The 12,367-nt window shown below is 38.7% G+C and carries 10 protein-coding genes; 3 read left to right on the plus strand and 7 right to left on the minus strand.

From position 1 onward, the window contains the following. Window positions 1–128: 128 nt before the first annotated feature. A complete protein-coding gene (locus QK890_RS04295) occupies window positions 129–1,346 on the plus strand; it encodes a 6-bladed beta-propeller (protein WP_005809027.1) in 1,218 nt (405 codons plus the stop codon). Between the two features lie 133 nt (window positions 1,347–1,479). On the opposite strand, the gene def is transcribed toward QK890_RS04295, so the two are convergent. From def to QK890_RS04330, 7 genes are all read right to left on the minus strand, one after another. Next, a complete protein-coding gene (def, locus tag QK890_RS04300; protein ID WP_032539459.1) occupies window positions 1,480–2,034 on the minus strand; it encodes a peptide deformylase in 555 nt (184 codons plus the stop codon). A gap of 35 nt (window positions 2,035–2,069) precedes the next feature. After that, window positions 2,070–2,486, minus strand: a complete 417-nt coding sequence (gene ruvX / locus QK890_RS04305; protein WP_032539460.1) for a Holliday junction resolvase RuvX — start codon at window positions 2,484–2,486, stop codon at window positions 2,070–2,072. A gap of 121 nt (window positions 2,487–2,607) precedes the next feature. Further along, window positions 2,608–3,726 (minus strand): OmpA family protein, encoded by a 1,119-nt coding sequence (locus QK890_RS04310; protein ID WP_032544006.1) that lies wholly within the window; start codon window positions 3,724–3,726, stop codon window positions 2,608–2,610. A 60-nt stretch (window positions 3,727–3,786) separates the two neighbouring features. After that, window positions 3,787–4,536 (minus strand): YjbH domain-containing protein, encoded by a 750-nt coding sequence (locus tag QK890_RS04315; protein WP_032530687.1) that lies wholly within the window; start codon window positions 4,534–4,536, stop codon window positions 3,787–3,789. A gap of 69 nt (window positions 4,537–4,605) precedes the next feature. Next, the gene (locus tag QK890_RS04320) at window positions 4,606–5,682 is read right to left on the minus strand and encodes a DUF3869 domain-containing protein (RefSeq protein WP_005776467.1); all 1,077 of its coding nucleotides are present in this window, start codon (window positions 5,680–5,682) and stop codon (window positions 4,606–4,608) included. 10 nt (window positions 5,683–5,692) lie between these two features. After that, on the minus strand, window positions 5,693–6,940 hold the full coding sequence (locus QK890_RS04325) for a hypothetical protein (RefSeq protein ID WP_005776466.1): 1,248 nt from the start codon (window positions 6,938–6,940) through the stop codon (window positions 5,693–5,695). Between the two features lie 722 nt (window positions 6,941–7,662). Further along, on the minus strand, window positions 7,663–8,805 hold the full coding sequence (locus QK890_RS04330; RefSeq protein ID WP_005809037.1) for a site-specific integrase: 1,143 nt from the start codon (window positions 8,803–8,805) through the stop codon (window positions 7,663–7,665). A 381-nt stretch (window positions 8,806–9,186) separates the two neighbouring features. On the opposite strand from QK890_RS04330, the gene QK890_RS04335 reads away from it, so the two are divergent. Together QK890_RS04335 and QK890_RS04340 are read left to right on the plus strand one after the other, a co-directional pair. Then, window positions 9,187–10,131, plus strand: a complete 945-nt coding sequence (locus QK890_RS04335; RefSeq protein WP_032544007.1) for a hypothetical protein — start codon at window positions 9,187–9,189, stop codon at window positions 10,129–10,131. A 10-nt stretch (window positions 10,132–10,141) separates the two neighbouring features. Beyond that, a complete protein-coding gene (locus QK890_RS04340; protein WP_032544008.1) occupies window positions 10,142–12,364 on the plus strand; it encodes a carboxypeptidase-like regulatory domain-containing protein in 2,223 nt (740 codons plus the stop codon). Window positions 12,365–12,367: the final 3 nt, after the last annotated feature.

The following is a 12,367-nucleotide window of genomic DNA, read 5'->3' on the forward strand; positions in this document are numbered from 1 at the left end:
TCGTAGATTTGTAATATGTCCATAAATCAATATATGAAACGGGTTATCCGAAAATTAAAAATACAGAAAGAAAGACACCTGTACAATATTGCAAACAGGAACTCTTTTATACATAAAATAGTATCAACATGAAACAAAAATCACTTCTTTTACTACTACCTTTCCTGCTGCTTTCTTGCAGCGGAAAGAAGAACAGTGACCAGCCGTCCGAAGCAACGGTCCAAATTACAGAACCAGAATTCCCTCAAATCGTACCTTTCGAAACAGGTATCGAAACAGAACGGGAAATACTACTGAGTGAAATAGCCGATTCAATACGGTATATCCCGTTGGAGACAAACAATAAATGCCTGATAAGAGGGTTAAAGGGAACCAATATCATCCAGACAAAAGAGTATTTCTTCCTACCATGGCTCGATAAATTATTTCAGTACACAAAAGATGGTAAATTCATACGGACACTGGGCCGCAAAGGCGGTGGACCGGGTGAATTTAACTGGATCATGCAGATTGACGTGGATGAAGAAAAAGGATTGGTCTACATGCTAACAACTACAGGAAAAATCAATATCTACTCTATGGAAACAGGTAAATTCATCCGTGCAATGAAAGTTCCTAATATAGAAGTTAGTGAGTTTGCGATGTTACGTGTTCAGGATACAATTGCCGCAACATTCATGCGCAATAATAACGGAAGACGAAAAGAACGTATTTACCTTTCCAACCTGAAAGGTGATACGTTGCAAATCTTCAATCGTTGGGACCTATTTGAGCTAAACAGCCAATATCGCTGGATGATCAGTAGTGATATAGATCGTTATATGTTCCATTACGAAAACCACACCTGTTATAAAGAATATTATAACGACACCCTATTCACCGTCACTCCAGAAGCTTTAGAACCCCGATATATATTCCAGATGGGCAAATACTCATTACCGATGGAATGCAGGTTTGAATATCTCGATGGAAACGGAAAGCGTTTTCAGGAAATGGCCGCTCCTTACATACAGTACAGTGCCATAGAGACTGACTCCTACATATTCATGCCTTATTCTAATTGGGCAGGAGAGAAAGCGCGAGAAAGACAAATGGCTATTTACGACAAAAAAGCCAAAAACTGTTTCAAAGTAGCCACAGGCCATATAAAAAATGACTTGACTCCTGGTTTACCATTACGCCCGATAACGGCACTTGACAGCCACACACTGTTATATGTATGGGAAGCTCCTGAACTTTTAGAAAAAGCGGAAGAAACGCCTTCCATACTTCAAATCGAACAGTTGAAAGGCTTAAAGGAAGACGATAATCCGGTAATGATGCTGGTATATTTAAAGCAACCATAACAGGGCTCTTTTAATAAAAACATCAAATAGCCGTTGCAGGATATTTGAGATGCAGTCCTGAAAAAGTAATGGGTAAAATTGATTTATATGATCAACTTTACCCATTGCTTTTTATTCCAAAATCTCAGGTATATCATTTCACCTGCTTCATCTTATAGGAGCTACGAGCCTTTCCTTTCAACATCGTATTCAGTTTTCCTTTTATCATTTGTTTACGCAAAGGAGAAATGTGATCTATGAACATTTTCCCGTCCAAATGGTCAAATTCATGCTGCATAACCCGTGCCAGAAACCCTTCTACCACTTCGTTATGCTCTACAAAATTTTCATCCATATATCGTACGTGAATCTTACTGCCTCTCTTTACAGACTCGTGTATGCCGGGCAGACTAAGACATCCTTCTTCCATGGATACTTCTTCACCCTCCACAACATCAATATGTGCGTTTATATAAGCCTTACGAAAATCCTTGTATTCAGGATAATCTTCTGAAAGCACATCCAGGTTAATAACAACTACGCGGACAGGTAAACCAATCTGAGGAGCGGCAAGCCCTACCCCATCGGCATGATCCATCGTTTCAAACATATTTTCAATCAGCTCTTTCAGGTTCGGATAATCCGGCGTGATATCCTCCGCCACCTGCCTGAGAACTGGCTGACCATATACATAAATAGGTAAAATCATATCTTATAATTATTCTTTTTAAATATTCTTTCTTCTTACAAACGTTTGCTTTCCAGATAAGACTGCAAAATAATAGTTGCGCTAATTTCATCGACCAATGCCTTGTTCTGTCTGTCTTTTTTCTTAAGCCCGGCTTCAAGCATCGTACGGTGTGCAAGCACAGAAGTAAAACGTTCATCTACATATTCAACGGGAATATCAGGCAAACGTTTTCTTAACGAACGTACAAAAGGCTCTATATTTTTCATATTTTCAGAAACCTCATTATTCATCTGCTTCGGCAAACCTATAATAATGCGTTCCACCGGTTCCTGTTTTACATAATTGGTTATGAAATCCAGAAGTTCATGACTTGATACAGTTGTCAGCCCGTTAGCGATAATCTGCATCGCATCACTCACAGCTATTCCTGTACGTTTTCGCCCGTAATCTATTGCTATTATTCTACTCATATTTGGAGTGCAAAAATACGATTAAAATTTGGATTATTCCCTATTTAACAAACAAAAAGGGTATCCGCACAACGGATACCCCTTCCATTATTTATCAGGCTATTGCCTCAATAAAGTTGTATTATTCCAGAATCACAACGCGGTTCAAGAAGTTCTTGCCAAACATGTTGGCAGTTCCACCGAAGCCTACCAGTTCAAGCTGATCCTTGCTTACACCTTCTTTAATAAGTGCATCGTAAACAGCCTGTGCACGAGCTTCAGACAACTTCTGGTTCCACTTGGCGCTACCGGTAGCTTTATCTGCATAACCTGCCACCTTATATTTCTTATCCGGATTAGCCTTCAGGATCTTAGCAGCCAACTGAATATTAACCATACCATAGTCGTCAATCTTAGATTTGCCAATCTGGAAGAAGATAGCGCGAGGTCCGGCTACTTCAACTTCCTTCACAACTTCTTTTGTTACAGGTTTCACGTTAGCCAGCGCGTTCTTGGCATCAGCCAAGTCAGACTGAGCCTTAGCCAGTTCGCTTCTGTAACGATTCAGTTCTTCATTGATAGCATTCTGGTCTACCTGAGAACCACAAGATACGAATCTCTTGCCACCAAATGTATAAGTTACACCTGCAGTCAGAGAAACAGCGCCGTCGGTATGGGCAGAGCTAATATTACCGAACGGAGAAGGAGAAACCTCGCCTCTTGCTTCAATGTTGATATCTAAATACTTATTGATATTGAACTGTCCAGCCAAACCAACAGAACCGTTGATCAGTGCATTTACTTTATCCTGATCGCCATAAGCTTTGGCAAATGTCAAACCGGGACCTGCAAAAACAGAAACTGTGAACAAACGGTCCGGATTGTAACCGCCAATAGCATTCGACAAGTTAAACATACCGTCCGCACGCAGAGTGAAGTAATGTTTATTCTTACTCTTAATATAAGTATCGGCAGGTTGTCCGTAGTTAGAATACAAGGTAGTCCATGCGCCAGCCACCTGACCACGGATACCCCAAACCGGATTGAACAGTTTACCAACTGACACATTGATCAGCGGAGTTATGGCTTTACCAAAGCCATAATCAAAGTTGTCCGGGTTTACACAACCCTGAGCGCCAACACCTACACTCACAAAGATATTGTCCTTAAAGCTTTCGCTATAGAACGTCTCTTTAGTCTGAGCAGTAGCTGCAGTAGCACCGACCAACAATAAAGATAATATTACTAATTTACTTTTCATTGTTTTTTGTTTTTAAATATTTCAACTCTTTTAGTTTCTTATTTGCTCCGACCATTCTGCTTACTTCAAATAAATCTTATATGTAAGCCCGCCGGTAAAATATTTCATTCTTTGCAATTCTACCTGCGCATGCAAATGGTTGAAAAGCAAATAGGTAGCACCAAACGCGAAGTCCTTTGCATCATATTCTGCGATTACTGTCAGATCAGGAGCAAAAGATGGAGCATAAGTGAGCCCTCCGGCTAATCCATTCAAGTGGTAATCCACTCTTCGGTTGTACAGATATGACAGATGCACACCTATCTTCTCCTTTCCAACCGGGATATGCTTGGTGGCTGCGACATAAAAACGGCAAAAATAGCCATTACCATCGGCAGAACCTACTTGTCCATCGCCTGACTCAGTATAAGGATCAGAAGTTCCCACTACAACAGCCGGCATGTGCTTCCACAATTGTCCTTCTTTCAAAACTCGCAAACGGGCAGAAAAATATCTGTCCTGATTCGTAAACTTCTTCTTTCCAACTTTCCAGTCAATCCCTATAGTCTGCGACTGAAACAGCGTACATGTATAGGCTATTTCGAGCCAGGGAAAGATAGTCACGTTCAAAAAGTAATTATACGTATGGTAATCCCATGTAGGAGGAGTTATCTCCTTATTTAGAAAATTTCCACCGATCATCACTGTCTTATCCCGTTGCATTTCTGCTGACGGAGCATGGAGCAGACCGGTAGTTCCGTACGTCAACTGAGCCGAAAGTGCCAAATGACAGCAAAGGAACAAGCCCATAAGAAGTATCTTTTTCATCATTACCTGCAGTTTCTATACTTTCGGTTCAACTCGTACTTTTTAATTCTCAACAATTACTTTTACCTCTGATTAGTCGTTAGATCCACCACCGGCGTTCGGGTTGAAGCCGTGAGAGTCATGAGAATCGTGAGAATCGTGGCTGTAATAGTTAGGATAGATCATTACACTGTTCTGGTAAGAAACGATACCTTCATAATATTTGCCAGAGATCAGGAATGTCAGCTTCTTAGAAACCAATTGTCCTTTAACTCTATAGCCAATAATACCATAACCGCTCAATACGCTGATTTTAGCATAACCAACCTTCTGTACGAAACCGGCATTCTTATTCAAAGCTTTAGCAGCATTTGCAAGGAAAGCAGCCTGAATATCAGTAGAAACAGCGCCTTCTGCTCTTGTTGCAGGAGCAGCCACTTCTTTTACATCACCTGTAAGTTCACAACCTTCATTGTAGAAGTAAGGAACCAAGATAGCGGCATCTTTAACAGAGTTTGCAAATTCAAACGGAGTAGTAACCAAAATCGATCCATCAGCCTGAGCCTCAGCAGTAGTAGCTCCAGTAGTAACGTCACCGGTCAACTCTTTTGTAGTTTCCAGACCAGCCTTTTCCTCAGCTGTAGCTGTTGCGCCATCCCACATATTCTTAACTGTTTCAGCAGAAGGTTTAGCTTCTTCAGCTGCTTTAGTTACCAATGCTCCGGCTTCAGATTCAGTAACATCAGTCTTAGGATCAGTCGGAGAAACTACCGGAGGAATAGTTGCTGCTTCAACAGAAACCAAAGCAACGTCTACAGTAGCAACACTTGTCTGGCCGTCACTAACCTGGTTCAGGTATACTTGTCTTGTTACAGAATAATAACCGGTTGCAGAAACTTCCAAGCTATATCCTTCTGCTTTATAAGTAACTTCTTTGTTGAATGTAGCTCCAACTGATTCGCCACCCAATGTAACTTTAGCAGTAGTCAAAACCTGACCTGTAGTTGCGTCAGTAATAGTACCGGCAATATAATACTTTGCAGGGGCTGGTTTTGTTGCTTCATCAACTTCTGCTTTCTCGTAGCAGCTTGTAAACAGTGTACCGCAAACTGCCAAAACGGCTAACGCTAACTTAGCGCCATTACCGAAAAATTTACTTTTCATTTTCATCTCAATAAAATTAAAAATTTAATAATTCTGATTTTACAAAATATGGATTAAAACTATTATCATTCATTACATTATCACTTGCCTGAGAGTTATACCCTTTACCATATATACGTTCATTACCCGCATTATATTGGAATCCGAAATTATTAGGCATTACTCTTGGGATATACCCCTTTCTCTTATATTTGTATGGAGGCAAAGCTATCTGAAACAAGAAACCTCCATTCAGTCCTTTATTACCTGCATGTTGCACTTTCATTCCATAAAAGCCAATAGAGGCATAGCGAAAATGGCGAACCATATCAAAACGGACTCCATATTCTTCCTCCAAATATCGCTCTCCTTTTAAACTAAACTGTGTATTGTATTTCGGCCAATAGAAATTAGCTCCGATAGAACCGGTCAGAGTCCATTTGGTACCATGATAAAAGGCCCAATCTTCAAAATACCCTCTTCCGGTATACCCGATGCGCGCATCTACTGAAAAGCGCTCATCTTTAAAGAAGTGTTTTGCTTTTAAATCACCTCCCCAGCGAAACTTATTAAAAAATCCGACTGAGGCTGTCAGAAATGTGCGTTGAGGCAAACGCACAGTCTGTGACAAAGTCACAAATCCGGGACGGATCTGCTTATACCTTTGACCATAATCATTATAGATAGGGAAAATCACTTGTCCGGTCAGTTTCATTCCCTTCCACAAAGAAACTTCTATGGCAGGAGAGACATTAACCACAATTTCATAGACCTTAGACAAAATATAGTTTCTGAATAATAATTCCGGATATACCACTATATCTACCTTAAACAAAGAACTGTTTTGCTTCTTAATACGTCTTGCCTGCTTCCATCCTTCTCCCAAATCATAACTTACATTCCAGTCAGCCCGATTTGCTTCAGCAATACTATCTCCTTTCATCGGCTGATAATAGAGAGATATCTGAGGTATATTATTGTCCAAAACTATTAACCTACATGGCTTATTTTCGGGTAAACCCATCTTTTGAATCAAATCAACAGCTTTACCTATTCCGACTCCTTCAAGACGATAGGCTGAATTCTGTATCACAAAAACCCGTTCCTCATTATCTTCTGTCCACCCTACATTCTCAAATCCCATTTTCACCAGTGCGTCAACAGTAGCCTCTCCTGTTTGACATACACCTTTTAAAGGGAGTAAACAGAATGATATGAGTAAAATTCTGAGCAAAGTAGCGTCAATTGTTATGTTTTTCCTCATGTAAGGGCTTTTGTGATTCATTTGTTTGCTTTAAAACTTATGTACCCTAAAAATTATAGATACAAAATATGGTGCAAAAATAGACACAATTTTAATAATACCAAAGAGTTTTACATGTTTTTTCGCAGATTTGTATCAGTTTTTTTTCATTCGAACTCCTGCTTACTTAAAAATAGACCAGAAAAACCATTTATAATCTTAAATAATATCCATCATATATTTTAGAATCACTAATAGAGCAAGTTATATAAATAAAGAAATGATAAAATAAAATAGAAATATATATTAATACTAAATTTCCAATAAAATACCGCTATATTACAAATTTACTAAATCCGGGTAAAATCAAGTAGTAGCTAATCTAACCAAATCACAATTATTAACAACTAAAACAAAAATGCATCGGCAAGACCAGTATATATATAATAATGTATTCATATATTAATATAAACCTACTATATAAAGCAGTTGAATTAACAATGTTAACTACAAAAGTAGCCAATTATATTCTTAGATTTACGAAGTTAACCTTATGTATTTATGAAGTTAATATCTTGGGTTTACGAAGTTAACTTTAACACAGTGTTAAAGTTAACTTCGTAAACCCAAGATATTAGTATTTAATGTCACTGTTTGTCAACATCTTATGTCTTATTAGCTTTTTATCGTTACTCCACAACATTCAGGCATAAGATTGAGGTTCACATTTTCGCAACTACATACCCGAACCATTTATCACCCTCTCAAGTTATATCCGGAATCAGATCAATAGCTTTCTCTTTACTTTCATCTACTATCTTGGCATATATCTGAGTTGTTTGAATGTTAGTGTGTCCCAGGAGTTTGGACACGGTATAAAGATCAGCCCCAAGAGTAATCATCATCGTAGCATGAGTATGGCGTGCCGAATGAAATGTGATATGTTTTTGAATACCGGCTTTAGCAGCCCATCTTGGCAATATCTCATTGGTCCTTCCTAAACTGATCAGTCCTTTGAATACTTTCTCTGTATCCTGAGCCTTCCCACGGACCGGGAGTTGTTTTAAAGCTTCATTACTCAAAGGAAGCGAAAGGATTTCCTGAGTTTTCTGCTGTGTCATATGCAGTTCTATTTTCCCTATCTTATTTTTTTTCAGATTTCCCCATGTAAGTGCCACTATATCACTATGTCTCAACCCACAAAAACAACTAAATAGAAAAGCCCTCTTCAAAGTCTTATTATGAAAATCCGTTTGCGATAATGTTTTAACTTCATCAATAGTTAAAAAGGCCCTTTCGGTTCTTTTACGTTTAGGTTTTTCCTCTTTTTTTATCTTATCCATCGGGTTTGAGATTATAATTTCATCAATTATGGCACTATTAAGGCAATAATGAAAAACTTTATAATAATATACCTGAGTATTGGCATTTATATGCTTTATACTTTTGCAATGCTTCTGAGTTGCAGTTTTCAAGTACTCAATAAAGCCGAGTATATACTTTTTATCTATCTGCCTAAGCTTAATACCTAATTTATCATAACGCTGGAGATGATATATCAAAGTATACATAGACACTTTTCTTGAAGTTTTTTCTATATCCCTGTCTGCCAAATACTTTATATAGTCTATCAGTGTTATATCCTTTTTCTCTTTTTGATGGTTAAAGCCATATATTCCATTCTGCAATTCTACAATTCTTTGAGCTTTCACCGCATTAGCAAGCTTCATAGTACTCTGATTTAAATCTTTGTCTTCCCGCGTATGCTCAGGTATTATATATAACTTTAAAAACTCATATTGTCTCTTTCCATCTATATATATATCTAAATATATAGACTCACAACCATTCGACAGACACTTGGTTCTAATTCTAACCGGTTCTTTAATCCTTACTTCTTTTTTCATATTATTTGTTTGCATGTTATTAGTTATAAATATAGACATTATTCCGTTATAAGTAACAAACAGGTAACAAAAGTCTCAGAAAAAAGATTTCTAAAGAAAAATGATTAGACGATATCCGCCTGCAAAATTCAAATAAACATCTGTTTTTTAGCCACTTATCAATTTCACAAAGATTCTTTATGAGTCTTAATTAAAGTAGCAGCTCGGTAACATACATACTTCATGAAAGTAAAGATCAATCAAAATCATAATAAACCAGGCAAAAGCAACATTTGCATAAAACACTATATATCAACAATCTAAAATCAAACAACAAGCAAAACCATATTATGCAAAACCATATATCGATTTCCCGAAAGAAAGCCATGTCGAATTATCGTTTTGAATAACAACGTTCCTCAGATTTCTCTTTATTATCAGCCATCTAAAAAAGACAGAACCATAGATATTAGCAAACAAGACTGGGAAGTCAGCTATAATCTTGGAAATAGCTGGAACAAAGTAAAAAGGAATAAAAAAAAGAATAGCTCTTTGTATAAAGTAGATATCACAATATATCCGGAATTATCACTAAAAAATCTGGTAATAACGCAAATCTATCAAGTACTTTTCAATTTATCACCCGCCATAGAAGTCTCTTTATGGGGAGGGATGAAATTCACCGCTCAAATGGTGATTCCGGTATACAATGACGGATATGCCAGCAGATACGATAAAGTGCATCCGGGTTTCCTTGAACTATCACAAACGGTCCGTTTACCTTATAACTTATGGGCAACACTGTCTGTAGGTAATTTTAATAATAGCCGATATGGCATTGATTTCAATCTGATTCATCATTTCAACGATGAACGTTTCAGCGTAGAAGGACGTATAGGATATACCGGAACCGGATATTGGGAAGGTTTTACTATGCACTACGGCACAAAGATGCGTACAACATGGTCATTGGGAGGAAGTTTCTATTGGCCCCGCTATAATGTAGAACTAAATGCAAGAATGGAACAATATCTACTGCAAGAAAAGGCGGTCAGAGTAGAAGCAATCCGGCATTTTCGCTATGCCTCTATCGGCTTTTATGCCATGAAAGCCAAGAATGTAAAAGCCAATGGAGGTTTCCGTTTCCAGATAGCCTTACCTCCTTACCGATATAAACGTAAAGGACATATCCCCCGGATCACGCCCTCCAACAATATGGGAATGTCCTATAATGCAGGAAATGAACAATATTACTATAAAACTTATCGGCCGGCACCCGATGACAACATAATGAAGAATAATAGTTTTAATCCATATTTTGTAAAATCTGAGTTATTAAATTTTTAATTTTATTGAGATGAAAATGAAAAGTAAATTTTTCGGTAGTAGCGCTAAATTAGCGTTAACCCTGTTAGCAATGTGCGGTATGTTCGCAAGTTGCTACGAAAAAGATGAGATTGATGTACCTAAAGTGACCGAGCCTACAGCAACAACATATCAAGTTGCAGGTATTGTTGCAGATGCTGAAAGCAATGCTGTGATGGATGGTGTAACGGTAACCAATGTTACAAACTCAAAGTCAATGACCACCGCCGCAGACGGTAAGTATGCTTTGGAAGCCAAAGTAGGAGAAACCAACGTAGTGACTTTTGCAAAGAGCGGCTACAAAACAGTGACAAGCTCTGTATTTGTTACCAAACAGGAAAATGGTTCTATCGTTGCCTATACGATTGATGCCAGAATGGAAAAAGGCAAAGAAACAAAACCGACAATGGATGTAGAATATCAGATTGAAGGTTCCGTATTTGATGCAGAAAGTGGTGAAGCCGTAGCTATTAAAGCTGCAACCATTCCGGGAGTACTGACAGCAACCATCCAGAACGGTAACAAATTCACAATGTCTAACGTAAGTCTGGGTCAGCATACAATCTATATTACTGCTGACGGATACAAACCGACTACTGCCAATGTTGCCATCAGTGAAGTAACAGGTCCGGAAGGCGAAGGTATTTTCATTGCAAAAACTCCGGTAACTGTTTCTATGCAGAAAAGCGAAGTAGAGATTGCTCCTAAATATTATCTGTCAGGAAACATCTATAATCAAGATGGTGGTATGGTAACCAAGGCTGAAGTTACACTAAACCTTTCAGGATATGAAACTGTCGCAACTGCTTCCAACGGTTTTTATAAGTTCGAAATTCCAGCCGACAAGATAAAAGGGTTGACTAAAGCAACTGTAACAATCCGCCACAATAGCTATAAAATTTATGTATATACCGCATTTATAGCACCGGAAGGTAATGGTCAAGTATCTAACACCGTAGTCAACGTTACACTGATTCTGAAACCTGACACAGAAAAACCTGCTGATGACGATAATGTATTTATCGGCGGTAATGTAGATATCGAACTTCCAACAGAAAATGCCGTAGAAGCTGCTCCGGAAAAAGCAGAAGGTGAAAAAGTACCGAGCAAGTCTGCAGTAGAAGAATCAATCAACAAGGTATTGGAAGCTACAGGATCGGATATCAAGATCACTCCGGCACAAGCAGAGCAAGTGGTTAACACCATGGAGAAATACATCGCTAACGGAACTTTGACAGAAATCGATAAAGTAGCAGTTCTTCCGATCGAAAAAGAAACTACTTTCGAACTGAAATCTAAAGTGATCGATACCAATAACGACAAAGAAGAGATGGTTACTGACGAAATTGTTCTTCCGGCCAACACAGTGGTTATCTTCACAAGCGGCGTGGCAAGTACTCTGAACATCAGCCGCACCGACGAAGGTAAGGAAGGTGCTTCTATCCGCGAATATGACGGTACTCCTACCGGTACTATCTTCGTTACTCCGATGGAAGTGAAGTTCACACCTGCAGTTGTTGTTGCTCAGGGAGAAACTCCTGAAGTTGCACTGGCTACTCTCTACTTCAACGAAAAGACCAGCACTTGGGAAGCTGAAGAAAACTACGCAACTTATCAAAATGGTGTATTTGTAGGCAATGTTCACCACTTCTCTAAGTTTAAATTCGGTTTTGAAGAAGCTGACAGCCAAGCTGATGCAGAAGCTGCATTAGACACTATGAATTTTGATAAGGCATGCTACACTGAAGGTGAAACAGCTAAAGTAAAAATGGAAATCAACTGGAAGGGTGGCATCAAGTGCGAAAACGGTGCTTCTGTAGAAGAAATCGTTAAGAAAGCTCATTCTTCTTTGACCTCAACCACCATCAAGATGGTTGCTGCTGCTTTGGAAGAAGCTATTAAAGATGACAACGCTAATGTTACTCCGGGAGCAGCCTTTACTACAGATACAAAATTCACATACGAACTGGAAGTGCCCGCTTACACACAGTTGACCGGTTTCAAGGTAACAAGAAACGTTATCAAAACGACTTATACATTACCGTTTGCCGTTTACAACAAAGCGACCAAAGCTATTGAAAAGAAAACAGCTACAGTTACAATCAGCAAGGTTTCTTCAGTAGTAGTGGAAACTATAGAAGCAATCGGTCACGGACATGGTCACGGACACGGTGATGATCTGAATGCCGGTGGTGGTATCATCATCTCTGAATAATTG

Source organism: Bacteroides sp. NGMCC 1.200775 (assembly GCF_040798045.1).
Classification (GTDB): domain Bacteria; phylum Bacteroidota; class Bacteroidia; order Bacteroidales; family Bacteroidaceae; genus Bacteroides; species Bacteroides hominis.